This window comes from Devosia litorisediminis (assembly GCF_018334155.1).
GTDB lineage: Bacteria > Pseudomonadota > Alphaproteobacteria > Rhizobiales > Devosiaceae > Devosia > Devosia litorisediminis.
The window spans coordinates 2,525,603-2,546,352 of sequence record NZ_JAGXTP010000001.1 but is presented as its reverse complement, the minus strand read 5'-3'; the positions used below and the strand labels follow the sequence as shown (position 1 = coordinate 2,546,352).

The 20,750-nt window shown below is 60.1% G+C and carries 20 protein-coding genes and 1 tRNA gene; 12 read left to right on the top strand and 9 right to left on the bottom strand.

All coding sequences use genetic code 11. From position 1 onward, the window contains the following. Positions 1 to 75 precede the first annotated feature (75 nt). The gene (locus KD146_RS12145; RefSeq protein WP_212658920.1) at positions 76 to 2,934 is read right to left on the bottom strand and encodes a sensor histidine kinase; all 2,859 of its coding nucleotides are present in this window, start codon (positions 2,932 to 2,934) and stop codon (positions 76 to 78) included. Between the two features lie 335 nt (positions 2,935 to 3,269). On the opposite strand from KD146_RS12145, the gene KD146_RS12140 reads away from it, so the two are divergent. Beyond that, positions 3,270 to 3,346 (top strand) — tRNA-His (locus tag KD146_RS12140). 15 nt (positions 3,347 to 3,361) lie between these two features. Here the strand turns inward: KD146_RS12140 and KD146_RS12135 are convergent. The 3 genes from KD146_RS12135 to KD146_RS12125 all read right to left on the bottom strand — a co-directional run bounded on the left by KD146_RS12135 (position 3,362) and on the right by KD146_RS12125 (position 6,425). Beyond that, positions 3,362 to 5,161: a pilus assembly protein gene (locus tag KD146_RS12135; RefSeq protein ID WP_212658919.1), complete on the bottom strand. Its 1,800-nt coding sequence runs from the start codon at positions 5,159 to 5,161 to the stop codon at positions 3,362 to 3,364. A 62-nt stretch (positions 5,162 to 5,223) separates the two neighbouring features. Continuing rightward, entirely contained in the window at positions 5,224 to 5,790 is a 567-nt protein-coding gene (locus KD146_RS12130) for a L,D-transpeptidase (protein ID WP_427857086.1), read from the bottom strand. Positions 5,791 to 5,975: 185 nt separating this feature from the next. Beyond that, entirely contained in the window at positions 5,976 to 6,425 is a 450-nt protein-coding gene (locus KD146_RS12125) for a response regulator (protein WP_212658917.1), read from the bottom strand. Positions 6,426 to 6,536: 111 nt separating this feature from the next. On the opposite strand from KD146_RS12125, the gene KD146_RS12120 reads away from it, so the two are divergent. The 7 genes from KD146_RS12120 to KD146_RS12090 all read left to right on the top strand — a co-directional run bounded on the left by KD146_RS12120 (position 6,537) and on the right by KD146_RS12090 (position 13,604). Then, the gene (locus KD146_RS12120) at positions 6,537 to 7,181 is read left to right on the top strand and encodes a DNA-3-methyladenine glycosylase I (protein ID WP_212658916.1); all 645 of its coding nucleotides are present in this window, start codon (positions 6,537 to 6,539) and stop codon (positions 7,179 to 7,181) included. A 350-nt stretch (positions 7,182 to 7,531) separates the two neighbouring features. Beyond that, positions 7,532 to 7,792: a hypothetical protein gene (locus KD146_RS12115; protein WP_212658915.1), complete on the top strand. Its 261-nt coding sequence runs from the start codon at positions 7,532 to 7,534 to the stop codon at positions 7,790 to 7,792. A 483-nt stretch (positions 7,793 to 8,275) separates the two neighbouring features. Continuing rightward, positions 8,276 to 9,772, top strand: coding sequence for a histidine--tRNA ligase (hisS, locus tag KD146_RS12110; protein WP_212658914.1), 1,497 nt, complete (start codon positions 8,276 to 8,278; stop codon positions 9,770 to 9,772). Continuing rightward, positions 9,769 to 10,833, top strand: coding sequence for an ATP phosphoribosyltransferase regulatory subunit (locus KD146_RS12105; RefSeq protein WP_212658913.1), 1,065 nt, complete (start codon positions 9,769 to 9,771; stop codon positions 10,831 to 10,833). The genes hisS and KD146_RS12105 overlap by 4 nt, the downstream gene beginning before the upstream one ends. Further along, the gene (gene hisG / locus KD146_RS12100) at positions 10,830 to 11,537 is read left to right on the top strand and encodes an ATP phosphoribosyltransferase (protein ID WP_212658912.1); all 708 of its coding nucleotides are present in this window, start codon (positions 10,830 to 10,832) and stop codon (positions 11,535 to 11,537) included. The genes KD146_RS12105 and hisG overlap by 4 nt, the downstream gene beginning before the upstream one ends. 87 nt (positions 11,538 to 11,624) lie before the next feature. Beyond that, positions 11,625 to 12,848, top strand: a complete 1,224-nt coding sequence (locus KD146_RS12095) for a glycosyltransferase family 2 protein (protein WP_212658911.1) — start codon at positions 11,625 to 11,627, stop codon at positions 12,846 to 12,848. A gap of 6 nt (positions 12,849 to 12,854) precedes the next feature. Next, the gene (locus tag KD146_RS12090; RefSeq protein ID WP_212658910.1) at positions 12,855 to 13,604 is read left to right on the top strand and encodes a TSUP family transporter; all 750 of its coding nucleotides are present in this window, start codon (positions 12,855 to 12,857) and stop codon (positions 13,602 to 13,604) included. 8 nt (positions 13,605 to 13,612) lie between these two features. Here the strand turns inward: KD146_RS12090 and KD146_RS12085 are convergent, their stop codons facing one another. The 4 genes from KD146_RS12085 to KD146_RS12070 form a co-directional block, all read right to left on the bottom strand. Then, positions 13,613 to 13,849 carry a BrnA antitoxin family protein gene (locus KD146_RS12085; protein WP_212658909.1) on the bottom strand — a complete coding sequence of 79 codons (237 nt, stop codon included), beginning with the start codon at positions 13,847 to 13,849 and terminating at the stop codon, positions 13,613 to 13,615. Between the two features lie 114 nt (positions 13,850 to 13,963). Continuing rightward, the gene (locus KD146_RS12080; protein WP_212658908.1) at positions 13,964 to 14,620 is read right to left on the bottom strand and encodes an EF-hand domain-containing protein; all 657 of its coding nucleotides are present in this window, start codon (positions 14,618 to 14,620) and stop codon (positions 13,964 to 13,966) included. A gap of 310 nt (positions 14,621 to 14,930) precedes the next feature. Then, positions 14,931 to 16,580: a chaperonin GroEL gene (gene groL / locus KD146_RS12075; RefSeq protein WP_212658907.1), complete on the bottom strand. Its 1,650-nt coding sequence runs from the start codon at positions 16,578 to 16,580 to the stop codon at positions 14,931 to 14,933. A 48-nt stretch (positions 16,581 to 16,628) separates the two neighbouring features. After that, a complete protein-coding gene (locus tag KD146_RS12070; protein ID WP_212658906.1) occupies positions 16,629 to 16,919 on the bottom strand; it encodes a co-chaperone GroES in 291 nt (96 codons plus the stop codon). A 182-nt stretch (positions 16,920 to 17,101) separates the two neighbouring features. Here KD146_RS12070 and KD146_RS12065 point away from each other — a divergent pair, with 182 nt between their 5' ends. The 4 genes from KD146_RS12065 (at position 17,102) to KD146_RS12050 (ending at position 19,236) form a co-directional block, all read left to right on the top strand. Continuing rightward, on the top strand, positions 17,102 to 17,464 hold the full coding sequence (locus KD146_RS12065) for a DUF427 domain-containing protein (protein ID WP_212658905.1): 363 nt from the start codon (positions 17,102 to 17,104) through the stop codon (positions 17,462 to 17,464). A 93-nt stretch (positions 17,465 to 17,557) separates the two neighbouring features. Then, the gene (locus tag KD146_RS12060; protein ID WP_212658904.1) at positions 17,558 to 17,749 is read left to right on the top strand and encodes a hypothetical protein; all 192 of its coding nucleotides are present in this window, start codon (positions 17,558 to 17,560) and stop codon (positions 17,747 to 17,749) included. 74 nt (positions 17,750 to 17,823) lie between these two features. Continuing rightward, positions 17,824 to 18,789, top strand: a complete 966-nt coding sequence (locus KD146_RS12055; RefSeq protein WP_345790795.1) for a DMT family transporter — start codon at positions 17,824 to 17,826, stop codon at positions 18,787 to 18,789. Between the two features lie 63 nt (positions 18,790 to 18,852). Next, positions 18,853 to 19,236 carry a hypothetical protein gene (locus tag KD146_RS12050; protein WP_212658903.1) on the top strand — a complete coding sequence of 128 codons (384 nt, stop codon included), beginning with the start codon at positions 18,853 to 18,855 and terminating at the stop codon, positions 19,234 to 19,236. Here the strand turns inward: KD146_RS12050 and KD146_RS12045 are convergent. Continuing rightward, a complete protein-coding gene (locus KD146_RS12045; RefSeq protein WP_249327661.1) occupies positions 19,233 to 20,663 on the bottom strand; it encodes a sigma-54-dependent transcriptional regulator in 1,431 nt (476 codons plus the stop codon). The two genes, KD146_RS12050 and KD146_RS12045, sit on opposite strands and share 4 nt — an antisense overlap. Positions 20,664 to 20,750 lie beyond the last annotated feature (87 nt).

Here is a 20,750-nt window from a genome sequence, read left to right as displayed (position 1 = left end):
TGTGAAAAATCAGGCCATTAGCTGATTGTGGATGTCCACTTTCACGAATGCGACATAGTGGGCATTGGCGCTGGTCTATTCAGCGACGTCAGTCGAGGGATCTGTTTCGACCAGATCGGCGGGAATGCGCAGCGTGAACAACATGCCTTTTTCGCCGGCCGGGTCGACGCTGAGCGAGAACGCATTGACTGCCAGCAGCGAGCGCGTCAGCGCCAGTCCAACGCTTGAGCGCACCGGCGCCAGCATTTTGCCGTCACGCCCCGTACCATCGCGAAACACCACGAAGCGCTCTGCCATATCGACGGCGTTCACCGAGCTGTCGCGCACATGCACGGCAATGCCGCCGCCATCTTCGCGCTGAGCGGAAATCACCACGGCCCCACCATTGGGGCTCTGATCGATGGCGCTGGCCAATAGGTTGAGCACGGCCTGTTCCAGCGATGCCCGATCAGCGGTGAGCCGGGGCAGGGTTTCCGAAATCGCATTGCGCACAAACACTCGGGCATTGCTGGCGTGCTGACGAATGCGCAGCACGCAATTCTCGAGCATCTCGGTCAATTCGATACTGGCGCGTTCCGGCAGGTAGCGGCCATCGCGCAGCCGGGCATAATCGTCCAGTTCATCCACCAGCGAGGCGATGTCCTGACCTGCGGCACTGATATCGCGCGCATAGCCTTCAAGCTGGCCGGGCTGGGTATCCCCGCCCGCATTGCGTAGCAAATCGGCAAAGCCGATGATGGTGTTCAAGGGCCGCCGCACACCGCGGCTGATGCGTCCCAGTAGCGCCGGATCGGCTTCGGCCGGACCGCTCAGACGCGTCGGTGCCAGATCGCGCCCTTGCACAAAGCCGAAATACCCTGTGACCACACCGGCCTGACCCTGGGCGAACAGCGAAATCTCGGCCTTGCCATTGGCTGCCCGCAAGGACAGGGCAGGCCGTGCGGTCTCGGCAAACCGGGCCGGCCGCTCAAGAAACGCGCGGAGGGCGGCAATGTCACTACCGGCTATCAGCCCGGTGAGTGGCTTGCCTTCGACCGGGCCGCTGTGACCCAGCAGGCTGCTGGCCTTAGGCGTGATGGCGCTCACCACGCCAGTCCGGCTGGCTTCGAAAAAGCCATCGCCGCGCACATCGGCCAGTGATTGAGCAAATGCGTTGACCGCCCCTTCATGTCCAGTACGCACCTCGGTGCCGCTGGCCGACAGCATCAGGGCCGGGCGCCCGTGCCAGGAAATTGACTGCAACCGCGCGGTGACGGGCACCAATGTCCCGTCACGCTGCACCAGATGATTGACCGGGCCGGCATCGTGCTCGTCAGGACCTGCTGCCGGGAACACCGCTGCCAGTCCGGCCTCGCGCAGCGTCTCTACCGAGTCGTAACCGACCATCTCCGTGATTGCCCGATTGGCAAACAGGATCTGCTGGTCACGGAACACCAGAATGCCCAGTGGCAGGCGATTGAGCACCAGCGTCTCACCGCCCAGGCTGACCAGAGCCGCGCTTTGCTGGGTAACCGGCGCCTGACGCTGCACTGGCTGGTTGGCATCCCCTACACGGTCGTTGAGGATGCGCGACAGCTCGTCGAAATTGTAGCGGGAGACACGCTCGACAATCTCGGGGTCCTTGCTCTGTGGCGGTTCGATCTCCGCCATGGCCGCGCTCAGCCGTTGCGCGGCATCGTTCGCACCGTTCGACTCCTCATCCGCGGACGTTTCGACGGGGTCGTTTTCGCTGGCGTCGTCGGCAGGTTCACCGTGAGGAACGTCCAGTGCGCTCAAGTCCGCCTGATCAGCTTCTTCCTCCGTCTGTTCCTGCGGCTCCGCGACAAAGCCGCGACCGGTGACACGGAACAGATCGGTCTCCGCATCGGCATGGATCTCGTCTGCCGCGATATCGTCCAGAGTCTCGCTAACGTCCAGATTAGGTGCAGCGTCCTCTAGCTGCGGCGTTTGCAGCAGCGCGTCATCCTCATCGGTCAGCGGCGCATAGAGCGCGTCGTCGGCAGCCAGTTGATCCACCAGACGGCTAAGGCGACTGCTGGTCGAACTGGTGTCAGCAGACGGCTCAGGCGTTTCCGATGTCTCAGTCTCAGTCTCAGTCTCAGTCTCAGTCTCGAGCTCTGCGCTGTCGGCTACGGCGTCTGCCCCATCAACGAGCCCGTTATATCCAGGCTCGCTGGCTTCGGTCGCATTGTCGACTACACTCAGGCTCGGCTGACCGTCCTGTTCGGCCGCACGCCAGCTGTCGAGTTCACGTGCATAGGCGTTGTCCTCAACATGGCTTTGTTCATCATCGCTCAGGGGCGGCTCTTCAGGCGCCTCTGGCACCTCGATACTGTGGTCGTTCTCTACCGTCCACGCAGCCACGTCATCGCCAGCGCTATCCACCTCAGCCTGTATCGCGTCAGTGGAGGGGGTTTCATCTGTGTAGATGCCGGATGTGCTCTGGCTGGCCGCATCCTGGCTTGGCGTAACTTCGCCGGTATGGGTCTCGGCCTCAACGCGCTCTTCCAACTCCAGAGCGGCGTCGGTCTCGTCCTGCAGGGCGCCACTTTGTTCGGCAGCGGCCACAATGTCATCGGCAATGGGATCCACGCCCACGATCAGAAGAACATTCTGCCCGTTCTCCCACACCAGCGGTGTCGTAGCGCAGGTTGACGATGCCGGCTTTTCACCGGCCAGAAACTGGATCCGGGCCAGGCTCGTTCGGCCCGGTGAGCCCAGTCGGATATTGCGCGCAACCTGTCCCTTGATCGGCACCGCTGGCGGCGCCAGCTTCAGCCCATGTTTTTTGAGCTTGGCCAAAAACAGGCCGGCCGCAGGATTCTGCCAGATCAGGGTCTGCCCGTCTTGCGACCATAGCCAAGCCGGCCGCAGGTCTGCGGCATGCTGTAGCACGCGACGTGCATTTGGCGATGTGATCCACTCAGCATCCATAAACCGGCGTCTTCTCCGTCCCGGGTTGGCGGCAACTTATTGTGCCATTCCGGCACAGTTGTGCCCGGAACCTTAAGTATTCTTCAATATAGTGCGGGTTGCGCACGGTCCATAGCGGCGGGGCGCTCAGGGCCCAGCTTCGCCGGTCATGGTTAAATACCAATGGTTTGCAAAAGGTCAGCGCCCGATCGCGCCAGACAGTTTTCCACTGATCACCCCGCTGTGGCAGAGCTGGGCAAAAAGTGCAAAATGGGTGCTTGTCATCCCGAGATTCTCGCCCTATGTTCCGCGCGCTTTCGGGGCAAGCTTAAGGCGATCCCCTGACAGGCAAATGTGCCGCCTTAGCTCAGTTGGTTAGAGCGCTAGATTGTGGATCTAGAGGTCCTCCGTTCAATCCGGAGAGGCGGTACCACCCCCCCCAAGATTGTTACAGCGACAACCGCAGTGCTGCCAGACGACCGGCAATGGCGCGGAATACGTCATTGAGCTCGTTGGCACTGTTGGGGAAGTAGGCATACTCCTCGCCCGAGGCGCACGCGGTGAGCATGGCCTTGGTCGCATTGTTCGAGCCCAACCCGATCGTGTACACATCGATGTCGCGATTTTCGCGGGCAAATTCGCATGCAGCGATGGTGCGATCATCCATCACGCTGGTCAGCTTGGCCCGGGTATTGATTTCATTCTTGGGCGCGATCCGTTCGTCATAACGAAACCCCCAGGAAAAATAGCTGCTGCCATTCATGTCGGAATCGCCGGGGCCGAGATCAGGGTAGTTCTCACCATCGGTCATCACGATCAACACCTTGGAAACCTGGCCAGGCGCCATGGGTTTGGCTTCGATCAGCGGCTCGCCAGATGTTAGCGCGTGCATGCCCCATACAGTGCCCTGCTGGATGTTGGTGTTACCGCTGGCCACCATCGCGTTGATGCTGTCGAGCACCGACTTTGGCTGGTCCGTTAGTGGCAGCACCTTTGCCGTTGGGCAATTGTCATTGGTGCGGCTCGAGTTCTCATTGGTGCCATTATACTTGCACAGTCGGCTCTGCAGTTCGCGCTCGGTGAGCAGGCTGTAGACGGTTGTCGTGGTGGTCGTCGAACCAGTATTGGACGACGACGAAATCTCGACAGGGTTAGACGGCAGGCAGGAGGCCGCACCCAGATTGGTCGTCATGTTACCCACGCGCTTGGTGTACTTGTAACTCGTGGACCCGTAGCAGGTCCAACCACTCCACCGGCTGTAATAGCAGCTGTTCTGGGTCTTTTCCTGGGTGCAGGTCTTGAGCTGGCAGGTGCCGCCATTGTCCGACAGGTAGTTGTTGTTATTGTTGTAGACCGTGTCGGGCGAAAATAGTGGAATGAACTTGCGCTCGGCGATGTCCGGTGGATCATCAGTGGTGTCATAAGGCGAGACGCGCGCCTCAATGCAGCCCAGCCAGTCTGTCTTGGTTTCATTGAATAGCGTGCGACGGTCCATCGGCCCGGTGAACTTGGTGTTTTCGTTGTCGTCATCATCGAAATTGAGAATCTCGCCATAGGCGGCCACCTGCGAGGCGCTGGTCCAGTCCAGCCATGCCTCGTTCTTGAACTGGGTGCCGATATTGACCAGGGCGGTGAACGGCACCACGCCGATCCGCACGTTCTCGTTCTTGGAGACCCCCGTCGGAACCTTGCAGCCTAAGCCATCGCGATCATAAAACAGAATATTGACCGCGTTGCAGGCTGCAGTCTTGAGGTTGCTCATTTTGCTGCCGCCCATGGACCCCGAATTGTCGAGCACCATGGCAACTTCGACATCCAGCATGCGCCGGGTGGCCTGCGAGCGGATGCGGGCATCAAGCTTGCTGACGCCAACCAGCGACACAAACACTGTGGGCACACTCATCTGTGCTTCCAGCGTCAGCGTGCCATTGGCCACGTCCACGGTGGGGTCCAGCAGGCTGGCAGTCACGCCAAATTCGCCGCCCAGTCGATCCAGTACCAGATCCTCGGCGCGCTCTTTGATGTCAGCGACATTGACGGGAACCTTGAAAATCTCAGGCTGCAGCGCAAGCGTTGCCGCATCCAGTGCAATCTGTCCGCGATTGCGCACCTGCTCCATCGACACATAGTCGACCACCGCGCCACCCAAAGCGATCAGGACGATCGCCATCAGCCCAAAGATCACGGCGAAGGCGCCGCGCTCGTCGCGTTTGAAGCGGGTGATAAGGCTGGAAGACTGACGCATCATGCAGGACCCATAGGCTGGCTGCCCCGGTTTGGAGCAAGCATGAGTGTCGCGGGAAATCCTTATTAAAGGACAACCACCTTGCTATTAAGTTTGACGCGTCCGTAAAGGTCTATGACGTCCGCATTGGTCATACGGATGCAGCCCGAGGACACATTCTGCCCGATGCTCCAGGGCTCGGTCGTGCCGTGAATGCGGTACAAAGTGGAGCCCAGATAAAGCGCACGGGCGCCCAGCGGGTTATCCGGGCCGCCTTCCATATGGCGGGGCAGGTCGGGGCGACGCTTGAGCATTTCCGCTGGCGGCGTCCAGCCTGGCCACTCGGCCTTGCGCGATACCCGGTGGGTTCCCCGCCATTCAAATCCCGACTTGGCCACGCCAATGCCGTAGCGCAGCGCCCGCCCGTCACCGAGCACAAAATACAGGAAATGCGCGCCTGTATCGACCACCAGCGTGCCGCTGCTCTCATGTGTGGGGTACTGAACCACCTGACGCAGATACATCGGATGCACGGCCATGTTGGCCTGCATCGCCAGCGCGTGGCGCGGCTTGGACTGGGTAATGGTGATGCCCGGTGGGGGAGCAAACCGCCATCCAGGCTGCAGCCCGGCACTGGAGGTTGGCATGACCATTGATACGCTCAGCAACAGCGCCAGCGCACTCTTGACCACGATTGTGTTTCCCATTGTCCCACTCACAATTACTGCCAGCGACTGGCCGGTGTTTGGTGGTAACGATGGCTTCAATTGTCGAATTTGCGGTGAACGGGCGTAGTTAAGTCTTTGGTGACGCCAATGGTTATTCAAACCTTAACGGGTCAGAGGAACACCGCGTCATCTCCGCCGGCCTGCTGCGACTGCCCCAGAACCCGTCCCACGGCGATACCCAGTTGCGTTGTGGTGAACGGCTTGACCAAAACTTCGTTGACCCCCAGTTCGCGCGCCAGAGCGACATTATCCCGGCTGGCATAGCCCGTCATCAGGATCACCGGGGTATTGCTGGGGGCGCCGAAGCGGATATCGCGCAGCACGCGCATCAGGCCCGCGCCGCTGATATCGGGCATATACCAGTCCATCACCATGAAATCGAACGGCGCGGTCATCAGCGCGAGTATCGCCTCGGCCCCGTTATCGGCTTCGGTAATGTCGGTGACGCCGAGTTTTTTCAGGCTCGCACCGCAAATGGCGCGGGCATAGGTGTTGTCATCAACAACCAGTGCGCGCAATCGACCCGGAATAATCACCGCCGCACCCTCAATTTCCTGCATCCGTCTGTCATCGTGGCAAAGTCTTCGCCACAATACCGTCTTCCGCAATTCCAATTGATCCAATTGCGGTCTAAGCAATGCCCCTCATTCGATAGTGAAGGTGGGCCACCCATGTCAAACTCAGTGTCAGATTTGCAGCACTCTTCTGCCTTGCCACGCTGTCCATGGCCCAGTGACGACCCGCTCTACCAACACTATCATGATGTCGAGTGGGGGCGTCCTGTGATCAGCGACACGCGCCTGTTCGAAAAAATCTGCCTTGAAGGGTTCCAGTCAGGCCTCTCCTGGATCACCATTCTGCGCAAGCGCGAGAACTTCCGCGCTGTTTTTCATGACTTCGACATTCCCAAAGTCGCCATTATGGACGAGACCGACATCGAGTGCCTGCTGCAGGACGCGGGCATAATCCGCCATCGCGGCAAGATTTCAGCCACCATCAACAATGCCCAGCGCGCGCTCGAAATTCAGGCCGAGTTTGGCTCTCTCGCGGCTTATTTCTGGGGCTTTGAGACGCGGCCCGAACACCGTCCCGATGATCTGAGCTGGGACGCCCTGCGCAAGCTTGCTGAGACCGACGCCTCGCGTGCGCTTTCCAGGGACCTGCGCAAACGTGGCTTCAAGTTCGTCGGTCCCACTACCTGCTACGCATTCATGCAGGCCATGGGTCTGGTAAACGACCATACAATCGATTGTTTTTGCCGCGCGGAAGTGGAAGCGCAGCGCAATGCGCTGGTTCGCCCCATGCCGACGCGCTGAGCGCAGCGCGGCCAAACTGTTGCCATCGCGCAACAATCGCAGCTTAGTGCGACATCCCGCCACATGCTCGCTTGCGGCTCACTTTGCCGTGAGCTAGAGAACATTCGTCCACAACAGCCAACCTGAGGGAGGCAGCTACATGACAGTCATGTTTGATCTCCATACAGGTCATGGCAAATGGCATTGCGCGCGCCACTAGCGTCCAAGCCAGTGCAGTCCCTTTTGACTGCGGACACTCCCTGACCAGAACTGTTTGATGACTTGAATCCGGGTCGCCCGCGATTCCGTTTCAGTCCGTCAGGCGCTCAACCCAACAAGAAGGCCGGTCGTTTCCGCGTCCGGGCATTATCATGTCGCAAAACTCTCTTCCCGAGGGCAGCGTTGTGCTGCGCCTTGAGTTCTCTATCGCAGATGCAGTGTATCAGCGCGGTCTGTTCTCCGTTGTCGGTGCCGCTGTCGGCGCCTGGTGGAACCGGCCCCGTATCCCGGCTGATCTGCCCAACTACCTGCGGGCCGATGTCGGCCTGCCGCCGCTCGACGTGCCGAGCTACTGGTACAACGCCCCGCACAATTCGGGCATCCCCGATCCCCTGAAGAGGCCGGGCATCTAGATCAAGGCGACAGCTGATCACGCTCGGCTGTCGCCCCAATTGCTGCACATCACCCTACCAGCTGCCATTCGCGCATCGCGCTCATGGCAGATGGGAGGGGGTGAAGATTGACCAATGCGTGTGGCGTCTATCACCCTGATCCCCGCAACCCAAAGCGTGCCTATCTTGGTCCCATCTCTCCCGCACGGGCGGCCTGCAGGACAGAGGCGGGACAGCCTGGGCGTGCGGCATTGCAGCCGTACGGGTGCGAGACTGGGCAGCCGGCCTGCGAGCGATGGGTATGGCCATACGGTCGGGGCAAAAAAACCGGTGCCCCGAGGCGGTCTTCGTGTCCCTAAAATTTTCTCAGAGGCGAAACACCGTCTCGGGGACCGTCCGTTTTCGATACCCGGCCATTCACCGAATGGACCGGAGCATCGGCGCGGCTGTTGTCTCGAACACCTTGATCCGCTAACAACACCCCGACCCAGCAGGACCGCCAAAATGACCGAAAAAGCCAAGCTGATTGCCCCGCGTCTGCCACGCGGTTTTGAAGACCGTACGCCCGGCGACATCGCTGCGGTTGGCACCATGATGGACAAGATCAAGGCGGTCTATGAGCGCTATGGTTTTGATCCCGTCGAAACCCCGCTGCTTGAGCTCACCGAAACCCTCGGCAAATTCCTCCCCGATACCGATCGGCCCAATGCCGGCGTGTTCTCTCTGCAGGACGATGACGAGCAGTGGATGAGCCTGCGCTACGATCTGACAGCGCCGCTGGCCCGGTATTTCGCCGAGAACTTTGAAACCCTGCCCAAGCCCTATCGCTCCTATCGTCAGGGCTATGTGTTCCGTAATGAAAAGCCCGGTCCGGGCCGTTTCCGCCAGTTCATGCAATTTGACGCCGATACGGTCGGCTCCGCCAGCCCCGAGGCCGACGCGGAAATGTGCATGATGATGGCCGACGTCATGGATGCGTTGGGCCTTCAGGGCCAGTACGTCGTGCGGGTCAATAATCGAAAGGTGCTCGACGGCGTCCTCGCCACCGCTGGCGTCACCTCCGACGAGCAGAAACTCACCGTGCTGCGCGCCATCGACAAGCTCGACAAGTTCGGCACCGACGGCGTCAGGCTGCTGCTCGGTGCAGGTCGCAAGGATGAAAGCGGCGACTTCACCAAGGGCGCCGGTCTGACCCCCGACCAGATTGAACCACTGCTCGATTATGTTGCCAGCGGTGAACCCGCTAACGGCGTGGAGCGCGGCAGCAATGCCCATGTTGTGGGCACCATCAACACACTGGCGGGTCTGATTGGTGGTTCTGACGCTGGCATGGCCGGTGTACAGGAATTGGCCACCATCTTCGGTCTGGTCCAGGCCAGCGGCTTTGGTGATCGCGTCATGCTCGACCCATCGGTGGTGCGTGGCCTCGAATACTACACCGGTCCAGTCTTTGAGATCGAACTGACCTTCAAGGTACAGAACGAAAAGGGCCAAGACGTCGTCTTCGGCTCGGTCGGCGGTGGCGGTCGCTATGATGGTCTGGTCTCACGCTTCCGGCGCGAACCCGTTCCAGCCACCGGCTTCTCGATCGGCGTTTCGCGTCTGGCCAGTGCGCTCAAGCTCACCGGTAATCTCGACGCAGCCGAGCCTGTTGGCCCCGTTGTCGTGCTGGTGATGGATAAGGATCAGACCGCGGGCTACCAGGCCATGGTGTCGGAGCTTCGCAAGGCCGGCATTCGCGCCGAAATGTTCCTCGGCAACACCAAGAATTTCGGCAAGCAGGTCGCCTATGCCGATAAGCGCAACGCACCAGCCGTCATTATCGAGGGCAGTCAGGAACGCGAGCAGGGCATTTTGCAGGTCAAAGATCTGGTGGCCGGGAAACAGGCTGCTGCCGAGATCACAGACAATGCTGAATGGAAAGCGGCGCGCCCCGGCCAGTTCGAAATCAAGCGCGAAGACCTCGTCTCCGCCATCCAGCAGCTGCTGAGCGAACAATGAGCGGCGCAGCGCTCCGTCGCGCCAATCTTGAGGCACTGGTCGAGGCGCAGGGCGCAACCCGCGCCACGCCGCCGCTCTTGCTCTCGGCCGATCCTTATTTCGATCTGGCAGGTGAAGAGTTCGGGCGTCGGCTGTTGCTGACGACCGATGCGACCGGCGCCGAACATTGTCTGCGCCCCGATTTCACCCTGCCGATTGCCCAGGCCTACATCGCTGATGGTGTCGGCAAGCCGGCAGCCTTCTCCTATCTCGGCCCCATCTTCCGCCAGCGCGAAACCGGCGCAGCCGAATTCGACCAGGCCGGTATCGAGTTGCTGGCCCAGCCCGATGGCGATGTTGCGCTTGATCAGGTGCTGACATTTGCCCGCGCGGCGCTGTCGATTTTTGGTGTCGCGCCGCAGGTTCGTCTGGGTGGCGTTGGCTTGTTCGAGGGCCTGCTGGCCCAGGCCGACATGCCTGACGCCTGGCGTCCACGTATTCGCAACCGCTTCGGTCACACCGAAGCGCTCAATCGGCTGCTGACACGCCTTGAGGCAGCACCCGACATGCCGCGCGAGGCTCAGCCCAGTCGCGAAGAACTGGTCGAAGATGTCACAGCGCAGATGGTGGCGTCGGGTCTCAGCCTTTCCGAAGGTCGTACGCCAGACGAAATCGCTGATCGCTATCTTGAGCAGCAGGCGCTCGACGCGGCGCATGTGCCGCCTGAAACGCTCAAATTGCTGCGTGATTATCTGGCTATTTCCGGCTCCGTGCTGCAGGCACTCACGCAGATTGAGGCACTGGCCGCTCAGCACAAGCTGATGCTTGGTGCCCCCATCCGTGCCCTGCGCCGCCACCTCAATGGCCTGGGCGAAGCCCGGGTAAGCTTTGACGCCAGTTTTTCGCCACGCCTCGATTACTACACCGGTATCGTTTTTGAACTCACCGGTCCCAGCGGCGAAATTCTCGCCTCGGGCGGCCAGTATGATCGTCTGCTAGAACGCCTCGGCGCCACTGCACCCATCGCCGCCTCCGGCTGTTCTGTCTGGGTTGATCGTCTCGAAGCGGAGGTCGCATCATGACCGGCATTACCCTGGCCGTGCCCTCCAAAGGGCGTCTGGAAGAACTGACACGCGACTGGTTTGCCGCCAAAGGCATGACCATTACCCGCCCCGGCGGCGCGCGCTCTTATCTCGGCGCTATCGAGGGCATGCCCGATGTCACCGTGCGCTTCTTTCCAGCCTCTGAAATTGCCCGCGAACTGATCCGCGGCAATATCGATGTCGGCGTCACCGGGCTCGACCTTATTCACGAAACCAGTGAGACCGGCCCGGCCAGCGTGTCGATCGCCAGCAAGCTCGACTTTGGCAAGGCAGACTGCGTTGTCGCTGTCCCTGAGTCCTGGATTGATGTCACCCACATGCACGATCTGGCCGATGTCGCGTCGGACTTCCGCGCCCGCCATGGTCGCTGGCTGCGCATCGCCACCAAGTATATCACCATTACCCGCCAGCATTTTGCCAAGGCCGGCATAGCCGAATATCGCACGGTTGAAAGTCTGGGCGCCACCGAAGCTGCCCCGGCATCAGGGGTTGCCGATATCGTGGTCGACATCACCACCACGGGCTCCACGCTCGCCGCCAATGGTCTGCGTGTGCTTGAAGATGGTGTGATGCTCAGGAGTGAAGCCTGCCTTATCGTTTCGCGAACTGCAGACTGGTCCCCAGAACGTCGCGCCACGCTGGAGCAGGTTCTCGGCGACATCGGCGTGAGTTCTGGCCTCTGACAACAGGCGGCATTTTCGGCCGCCGGCCCGATTGCCACGACCCGCCGATTCACGGCACAACTGTGCCACTCTTGCCTGGGGGGCAACTTGGCGAAGCAACTTGAGCTGACCATACTGATGCCGTGCCTGAATGAGGCAGAGACCTTGGCGATTTGCATCGCCAAGGCGAGCAGCTTTCTGCAGTCATCCGGCATCAAGGGTGAGGTGCTGATCGCCGACAATGGCTCCACAGACGGATCGCGCAAGATTGCTGAAGCGGCAGGTGCTGTCGTTGTCCCCATCGAGGAGCGCGGCTACGGCGCCGCTCTTGCCGGAGGCATCAACGCCGCACGCGGCCGCTACATCATCATGGGCGACGCTGACGACAGCTACGACTTTTCCCGCCTTGATGCCTTCGTTGCCCAACTGCGCGACGGGGCAGATCTGGTCATGGGCAACCGATTTGCAGGCGGTGTCGCGCCTGGCGCCATGCCATGGCATCATCGTTACATTGGCAATCCGGTCCTGAGCGCACTGGGTCGGCTGCTGTTCCGGACCCCGATCCGCGATTTTCATTGCGGCTTGCGCGGTTTTTCGCGCGCCGCAGTGCTGAACCTCAACCTGCGTACCACCGGCATGGAGTTCGCCTCCGAAATGGTGGTGAAAGCGACGCTGGCACGCCTTGATGTGCGCGAAGTACCCACCACCCTGGCCAAGGATGGTCGTTCCCGACCTCCCCATTTGCGGTCTTTCCGCGACGGCTGGCGCCATTTGCGCTTTCTGCTGCTGTTCTCACCGCGCTGGCTGTTTCTCTATCCCGGCATTGCCCTGTTGTGCCTGGGCCTGCTAGTCGGTGCCATTCTGCTGCCCGGTCCTTTGCGCCTGGGCGGCGTCAGTTTCGATGTCCACACATTCCTCGTGGCAGCGCTCTGTATCATTGTGGGGCTGCAGTCTATTTCCTTTGCTGTGATTGGCCGTCGCTTTGCCTCGCGCTACGGTTTTATACCGCGATCAGGCAGTTACGACCGCCTGCTTGAGGGGCTGACCCTAGAGCGTACTCTGCTCGTTGCGGTGTTGCTCATGATGATCGGTTTTGCCGCTCTGGTCTGGGGGGTTGGAGAATGGGCCGTGCGCGATTTCGGCCCACTCAATCCGAGCAGGACCATGCGCCCGGTTATCCTTGCCATGACGGCACTGGTGTCGGGCTTCCAACTGATGATGAGTGGCTTCATGTCCTCCATGATCAATATCCCCATCTATGAGCGGCGCGTCGCCGAGGTGCCAACGCCTGACGACCCGATGCAGCGCCGGCGCGAACTGGATCGGACCTGATCCATCATGCTCGATCCTCTGGTTCTGCTGGCACTGGCTGGCGTCGGTCTGCTGGCCGGTTTTGTTGATGCCATAGCAGGCGGCGGCGGCATGATAGCGCTGCCGGCCTTGCTGTCTGCAGGTCTGCCACCTGTCGCCGCCCTGGCCACTAATAAGCTGCAATCGGTGTTCGGCACCGGGATGGCAGCGTTCACCTATTGGCGCCGTGGCTTCATCAATCTGCCAGCGCTGATCCCCGCCATTGCGCTGACCTATGCCGGCAGCTTCTGCGGGGCGCTGATCGTCAAGCAGATCGACACCAGCCTGCTCAACATCGCCGTGCCGATCGCCCTGATTGGTATTGCGCTGTATTTCCTCTTCGCGCCCAACCTGTCCGACGTCGACAAGGCGGCGCGTCTGCCGTTCCATCGGTTTGTCCCGCTACTGGGCTTCGCTGTCGGGTTCTATGACGGCATCTTCGGACCGGGGACCGGCTCGTTCTTCACCATCGGCTTCGTAATGCTGTTCGGTCTCGGGCTTACCAGAGCCTCAGGCAATACCAAGATCCTCAATGTCACCTCAAATCTGGCGGCCCTGACGATTTTCATCACTGCGGGCGATGTCGTCTGGCCTGCCGCTCTGGCCATGGCGGCAGGCCAATTGCTGGGTGGCTACATTGGTGCGCGCACAGGTATTCGCTTCGGCGCCCGGTTGATCCGGCCACTGGTCGTTGTGGTCTCGATCGCCCTGGCCCTGCGCCTGCTGTTCTTCCGCTAGGGTAGGGGTTAAACCTCGTCCAGCCCGGCGGCTGCGCGCAGTGCGTCATTGATGCGGTCCTGCCAGCCCGGGCCATCATCCTGGAAATGCTCCAGCACAGCACGGTCCAGCCGCAGCGACACCATTTCCTTGCCTTCGGGAATGATCTTGGCCTTTGGCGCCGTCTCGACCGGCTTACTCGTCGCCGCCTTGAATGCTGCCTCGGCATTGTCCAGCGCGCTACCCGTCCTTCTTGGTGGTCGCATCGAATCGTCCCCTCAGTTTTGCTCATGCTAGCTGTACGCAGCTCTTGCAGGGGCATTAACATGTGCAACGGGCATGCTGAAATGGTTGAGGGGGCGCGTACGCCCCCGACCTGATCATGCTGAGGTGCTGAAGATGGATGTCAACTGTTCGAGCAGTGTCTGTTGTGCGCTTGCTGTGTAGGCATTCTGGGCAGTGGCCAACAAACTCGTCGTCGTGCCGTCCGTGGTCTCTTCATCTTCTGCGGTTGCCGGTGGTGGCCCACCGGGCGGCGGCCCGCCTGGAGGAGGGCCACCCGGCGGTGGTCCACCGCGAGTTGGTTCGCCGGCCGCACCCGCTGTGTCTTCTAGCGCGGCTTTGACGGAATCGAGAAAGGTCGAGCTTTCGCTCTCGGTGATCGAGCCATCGCCATCTGCATCAATCAGGTCGAACAGCTTCTGCAGTCCTTCACTGCTGATCGAAGTGGCAGCATCATCCGCACCCAACTCGGCGAGGCTCACCGAGCCGTCACTATCTGTGTCGGTGTCGGCGAAGATATCTGCGTTTGATGGCGCTGACATTTGCTGAGCCATGAACGCCATGGTCTGCCGCCGATTGGCCATCTGGACATCGAACGCGTCTTTCTCGCTGCTGGTGACACTACCGTTACTGTCAGAGTCCATTGCCGAGAACAGAGCTTCCGCGCGGCTCTTGCCTTGCGCACTCGATGCACCCTTTGGGACGTTGAGCTCAAGTTCGCTCAACGTCAGGCTGTCATCGCCATTCTTGTCCAAGCGGGCAAAGCTTGGTGGTTGGAAGGCGTTGCGCGTCAGCTGTGAAGCTGATTGTGCGCCTATGCCACTGATTGTCGACATGCCGCTCCTTGTGGTTGTGACCAAAAAACTGGTCGCCTCAACAAAGTGTTGGGTCCAGTTAACCGGGTCTTAACAAGCAGGCTGGAACAGCTTTTGGGCCGCCATGTTTAATGTCGTGGAAAGGTTTCGGTAGGGTTCAAGGAAAAAGGCGCGGTGTTGCCACCGCGCCTTTCTCGTGAAGTCCGTGACTGGGAAGAAACGAACTCCAAAGCTTTCTGGGTCGGACTTCTTAGAAGTCCATACCACCCATGCCGCCCATGCCGCCCATGCCGCCGCCGCCGGGCATGGCCGGTGCGTCAGCCTTGGGAGCCTCGACGATGAGGGCTTCAGTGGTGATCAGCAGCGAAGCAACCGAAGCGGCATCCTGCAGGGCAGTACGAACCACCTTCATTGGATCGATCACGCCCAGCGCAACCAGATCGCCGTACTCGTCGGTCGCGGCGTTGTAGCCGAAGTTGACCGAGGTGTTTTCGAGGATCTTGCCGACAACGACCGAACCTTCAGCGCCAGCATTGTTGGCGATGGTACGGACAGGGCCCTGCAGAGCGCGACGAACGATGGCAATACCAGCGTCCTGATCAGCATTGGCACCCTTGACGGTGATGGCGTTCGAAGCACGCAGCAGAGCGACACCGCCGCCAGCAACAATACCTTCTTCAACGGCAGCGCGGGTAGCGTTCAGAGCGTCGTCGACGCGATCCTTGCGCTCCTTGACTTCCACTTCAGTCGAACCACCAACGCGGATCACGGCAACGCCGCCGGCCAGCTTGGCCAGACGTTCCTGCAGCTTTTCCTTGTCGTAGTCCGAAGTGGTTTCTTCGATCTGCGCCTTGATCTGGCCAACGCGGCCCTGGATGTCATCCTGGGAACCGGCGCCATCAACGATGGTGGTGGTTTCCTTGGTGATCTCAACGCGCTTGGCAGTGCCCAGCATGTCGATGGTCACGTTTTCCAGCTTGATGCCGAGGTCTTCCGAGATCACCTGGCCACCGGTCAGGATGGCGATGTCTTCGAGCATGGCCTTGCGGCGATCGCCGAAGCCAGGAGCCTTGACGGCTGCTACCTTGAGGCCGCCGCGCAGACGGTTGACGACCAGGGTCGCAAGAGCTTCGCCTTCGATGTCTTCAGCAATGATCAGCAGAGGACGCTGCGACTGAACAACCGATTCCAGGATCGGCAGGATAGCCTGCAGGTTGCCGAGCTTCTTTTCGTGCAGCAGGATCAGCGGATCGTCCAGAACCGCAGTCATCTTCTCTGCATTGGTCACGAAGTAAGGCGACAGGTAGCCCCGATCGAACTGCATGCCTTCAACGACATCGAGTTCGGTCTCAGCGGTCTTGGCTTCTTCGACGGTGATAACACCCTCATTGCCGACCTTCTGCATGGCTTCAGCGATCATGTCGCCAATGGCCTTTTCGCCATTTGCCGAGATGGTGCCGACCTGGGCAACTTCAGCCGAAGATGTGATCTTCTTGGCGCTGGACTTGAGCGAAGCAACAACTTCGTCCACGGCCAGATCGATACCGCGCTTGAGATCCATTGGATTGAAGCCGGCGGCAACTGCCTTGACGCCTTCAACAACAATGGCCTGACCGAGAACGGTTGCGGTGGTGGTGCCGTCGCCGGCGATATCATTGGTCTTGGAAGCAACCGAACGCAGCAACTGTGCGCCCAGGTTCTCGAACTTGTCTTCCAGTTCGATTTCCTTGGCAACCGTGACGCCGTCCTTGGTGATGCGTGGAGCACCGAACGACTTTTCGATCACGACGTTCCGGCCCTTGGGGCCCAGTGTCACCTTGACCGCATTGGCCAGGATGTTGACGCCGCGCAGCATTTTGTCGCGTGCGTCAGTGGAGAAGATTACTTCTTTAGCAGCCATGTGAGGCGCTCCTTGAAATGAGTTGAGGACAATGAGGGTGGAAGGCGATTAGCCTTCGATCACGCCCATGATGTCGCTTTCCTTCATGATCAGCAGGTCTTCACCGTCGACCTTGACCTCGGTGCCGCTCCACTTGCCGAACAGCACGCGGTCGCCGGACTTGACGTCCAGTGCGGTCACTTTACCGTTGTCGTCGCGGGCGCCTGGGCCAACCGAGACGATGACGCCCTCGGATGGCTTTTCCTTGGCAGTGTCGGGGATGATGATCCCGCCTTTGGTCTTTTCTTCGCCGTCGAGGCGGCGGACGACCACGCGGTCGTGCAGAGGACGGAAGCCCATGATTTGCTCCTATAGCAGCATTTCGAATGCAATTTCTGAGCTGTTAGCACTCACACAAGGAGAGTGCTAACAGGTGGCAGGGATATAGGATTGAGCCTTTGCAGAGTCAAGGTCGGGTGAACCGCAATCACCCTCGTGCGTTGTTATTATTCAACCAACAAACCCAGAGATGGCAGGCAATCATGACAGCACAATGTCTCGACAAGGATATCAAGATCTCGCCGATTAAGGGGCGGGCGCACGTACTGTTCGATGGCGCCGAGATCGCCAGCTCTACCAAAGCCATGCAACTCGATGAGCCGGGGTCACCGCTACGAATCTATTTTCCGCGCGAGGATATCCAGCCTAGCATTCTCGAGGAAACGGAAACCCGCACCCATTGCCCGTATAAGGGTGAGGCTTGGTACTGCACCATCAAGACCCTGACGGCAACCGGAACGGATCAGGTCTGGTACTATCCCGATCCATGCCCTTTGGTGGAACCTATTCGTGACATGCTCGCCTTTTGGGGGGACCGGATCGAAGTCAGGTTGTCAGAGGTCTAAAGCCGTTGCCATAGCGCCGGTTGGCATGCGGCATGCAGCATCTTTTTCATCCACCCCCTTCCACGCCGCGCCAAGCTGCGCCATAAGGCTTTCATGACCCAGGATAACTCGCTTCAAATCAAGCTGCGCCTCAAGGGCGGCAGCGGCCCTAACGCCAACTGGCATTGGGAACTTCATGACGCCACCGGCAAGGTGGTCAAGACCGGCAGCGCTGTCGGCCCCGAACACAAGGCTTTCGCTACCGCGCGCATGGCCAAGGAAAAGCTCGAAGCAGCCAAAGGCTGATTTCTCACCCGGCGCGCCACCCATGTGCTGCGCCGGTCTCTACCCCATGCCGCTATCCCAGCCACGAGTTGATCGTGTCCCCTCCCAAAGCGACCGTTGCGCCCAACCGCACGCTCAATGCGGGAAGTCCCCTGCGCGGCATCGCGCTCAAGGTTTTGTCAGTATGCTGCTTCGTGGTGATGGCCACGCTGCTCAAGGCGACCGAAACCGTACCGGCGGGTGAACTGGTTTTTTTCCGGTGCTTCTTCGCCATTATTCCGGTGATTGCCTATCTTGCCTGGCGGCGGAAACTGCGCACGGCCCTGCACACCAGCAATCCCCTTGGCCACGTTCTGCGCTCCTTTATTGGCGTGTGCTCGATGGGCATGGGCTTTTTTGCGTTGACCCGGCTACCGCTCCCTGAGACCACTGCGATTGGGTATGCGGCACCACTGCTGATCGTGGTGTTCAGCGCTTTGCTGCTCAAAGAGCGTGTGCATGTCTTCCGCTGGACCGCTGTACTGGTTGGCCTGGTTGGTGTGGTTATCATTTTGTGGCCGCGCCTGACGCTGTTCTCCAGCGGCGCGCCGATTGGCAACAGCGAAACCATTGGTGCAGCAGCAGCCTTGGGGGCAGCGGTGTTCTCTGCATTCGCCATGATGCAGGTTCGAAAGCTGGTCCAGACCGAGCGTACCGAGACGATCGTCATCTACTTCTTCATGTGCGCTAGCCTATTGTCGTTGCTCACCATCCCGTTGGGCTGGGTCAAACCGACGCCTGAACAGGCGGTGCTGCTTATCGGCGCAGGTTTCGCCGGCGGGGTAGGGCAGTTGCTGCTCACCTCCTGCTATCGCTACGCGGACATGTCGGTGATTGCCCCGTTCGAATATGTCTCGCTGATCCTGACTATCATCATCGGTCTGGTGGTGTTCGCGGAGGTGCCCACCATTACAATGATCGCTGGCGCCCTGATCATTGTCGCCTCGGGCATCGCCGTGATTTTGCGCGAACACTATCTTGGGCTCGACCGTGCCAAATCCCGTGAGGCCAGCACGCCTTGAAGCTCTCCTGCCAGCCTTCATTCTGGCATCGGCTGTCACGGGTGTGATCGTGGAGGAATATCGATGAACGTGGTTGCAGCATACATCAGCGCAATATTGCTGGCCGGCCTGGCCGTTTTTCAGGCAGCACTTGCCATGGGAGTCCCCTGGGGGCGGTTTGCCTGGGGTGGACAGCATGGTCGTTTACCGGTCGTTTTGCGCGTCGGTAGCCTTGCAGCCATTCTCATCTATATTGGCTTGCTGGCCATCCAGATGCAGAAGGCCCACGTGCTGCAACTCTTGCCAATAGGGGACTGGATCGACGCTGCCGCTTGGGCGGTAGTCGTCTTCTACCTGCTGGGCATAGTGGGAAATGCCGCTTCACGCAGTGTGTCAGAGCGCTGGGTCATGACACCTTTGGTCAGCATGCTCTTTATTTTGTCTCTTGTGATCGCGCTTGGGGCTTAACTCGCTGACGCCAGTTCCGACCAGCCTTGCCGCTTCCGATAAATGGTCGACGGACTGATTTCCAGCGCTGCTGCAGCAAGCGAGACATTGCCGCTGAAACGAGCGATCGCATCTTCAATGATGCGCTGTTCCTGCTGCCACATTGGCAGGATAGGTGGCCGACGCTCGCTGCGGGGCTGGGTATCAACCGCTGGTGTCACGCCACGTGATTCAATATCTGCCGCGCTCAGCATCGTCGCCGTGATCTCGCCGCCATCGAACATGACCACCAGACGGCGTACGAGGTTTTGCAGTTGGCGCACATTGCCGGGCCATTCAGCCGCTGTCAGCATACTGGAGACCTCGGCCGAATAATCGCCAAAGCTCTTGTGCTCTTCGGTTGCGTAACGCGCCAGGAAGTGTCGCGCCAGCACCATGATATCTGTGGGGCGCTGGCGCAGGGGTGGCAGGTGAATTGGCAATACATGCAGCCGGTAGAACAGGTCCTCGCGGAACTTCTTTTCCGCAATAAGCTGCATGGGGTTGCGATTGGTCGCGCAGATCACCCGCACATCGACATGCCGAACACCAGCTTCGCCGACCCGACTAAGCGTTCCGGTCTGCAGGAAGCGCAGCAATTTTGATTGCAGCGACAGGTCCATTTCCCCGATTTCGTCGAGAAACAGCGTGCCACCGTCAGCCAGTTCGGCAGCGCCCTTGCGATCTTCATGGGCGCCGGTAAACGCGCCCCGGGCCACGCCGAACAACTCGCTTTCCATCAGATCGCGCGGGATCGCCGCGCAATTGATGGCCACCAGGCGCTTGCCGGCGCGTTGGCCCTTGGCGTGCAATGCTTCAGCACAGACATCCTTGCCGGTGCCGCTTTCGCCGGTGATGAACACGGGGGCTGATGATGTCGCGATCCGGCCGATCTGCTCATAGACAAACTGCATCGCGCTCGAAGCACCGATGAAACCGGCGAAATCGCTGAGTCCGGCGGCATTGCGGGCTTCCATGCCCAGCGACCGGCACTTGCCATGCCGTTGCGCCAATTCGCCGATGCGGGCGGCCATGGTTGGGCCATTGATGGGTTTGGCCACATAATCATGGGCGCCCGCGCGCATCGCGCCAACCGCCGATGATACCGAAACACCGTCCGACAGCGCGACAAGCAAGGCGCCGCTGGCCAGCCGCACAAGCCGCTGCACTGCGTCATCGCTATGTTCTGCGAGGTCGCTCAGGCTCGATAAATCCGCCAATACGATGTCGAAGGTGCCGTCGCGCAGCAGTTCAGCCGCGGGCTTTCCGCCTGATACCACTGTAATTCGAGCGGCCTGATCCAGGCATTGCGCCAGCGATTCAGCGATCAGCTGTGCCTGTGCATTGTCCCGGTCAATCAGCAATAGTCTGCCGCTGGCATCACCATTGCTTCGATTCTGCATCGCCATGCGGCCCGGACCTCGCGTTTGGACTTGTTCGTTTCCGGTTTTGTCGCCGCCGCCGCGGCTATCCCGGTGTTATGCCAATTGTTTCTC

Coding starts and splice junctions, on each gene's coding strand:
- KD146_RS12145 (WP_212658920.1), bottom strand. CDS start 2,934: ATGGATGCTGAGTGGATCACATCGCCAAATGCACGTCGCGTGCTACAG.
- KD146_RS12135 (WP_212658919.1), bottom strand. CDS start 5,161: ATGATGCGTCAGTCTTCCAGCCTTATCACCCGCTTCAAACGCGACGAG.
- KD146_RS12130 (WP_427857086.1), bottom strand. CDS start 5,790: ATGGTCATGCCAACCTCCAGTGCCGGGCTGCAGCCTGGATGGCGGTTT.
- KD146_RS12125 (WP_212658917.1), bottom strand. CDS start 6,425: ATGCAGGAAATTGAGGGTGCGGCGGTGATTATTCCGGGTCGATTGCGC.
- KD146_RS12120 (WP_212658916.1), top strand. CDS start 6,537: ATGTCAAACTCAGTGTCAGATTTGCAGCACTCTTCTGCCTTGCCACGC.
- KD146_RS12115 (WP_212658915.1), top strand. CDS start 7,532: ATGTCGCAAAACTCTCTTCCCGAGGGCAGCGTTGTGCTGCGCCTTGAG.
- hisS (WP_212658914.1), top strand. CDS start 8,276: ATGACCGAAAAAGCCAAGCTGATTGCCCCGCGTCTGCCACGCGGTTTT.
- KD146_RS12105 (WP_212658913.1), top strand. CDS start 9,769: ATGAGCGGCGCAGCGCTCCGTCGCGCCAATCTTGAGGCACTGGTCGAG.
- hisG (WP_212658912.1), top strand. CDS start 10,830: ATGACCGGCATTACCCTGGCCGTGCCCTCCAAAGGGCGTCTGGAAGAA.
- KD146_RS12090 (WP_212658910.1), top strand. CDS start 12,855: ATGCTCGATCCTCTGGTTCTGCTGGCACTGGCTGGCGTCGGTCTGCTG.
- KD146_RS12085 (WP_212658909.1), bottom strand. CDS start 13,849: ATGCGACCACCAAGAAGGACGGGTAGCGCGCTGGACAATGCCGAGGCA.
- groL (WP_212658907.1), bottom strand. CDS start 16,580: ATGGCTGCTAAAGAAGTAATCTTCTCCACTGACGCACGCGACAAAATG.
- KD146_RS12070 (WP_212658906.1), bottom strand. CDS start 16,919: ATGGGCTTCCGTCCTCTGCACGACCGCGTGGTCGTCCGCCGCCTCGAC.
- KD146_RS12065 (WP_212658905.1), top strand. CDS start 17,102: ATGACAGCACAATGTCTCGACAAGGATATCAAGATCTCGCCGATTAAG.
- KD146_RS12060 (WP_212658904.1), top strand. CDS start 17,558: ATGACCCAGGATAACTCGCTTCAAATCAAGCTGCGCCTCAAGGGCGGC.
- KD146_RS12050 (WP_212658903.1), top strand. CDS start 18,853: ATGAACGTGGTTGCAGCATACATCAGCGCAATATTGCTGGCCGGCCTG.
- KD146_RS12045 (WP_249327661.1), bottom strand. CDS start 20,663: ATGGCGATGCAGAATCGAAGCAATGGTGATGCCAGCGGCAGACTATTG.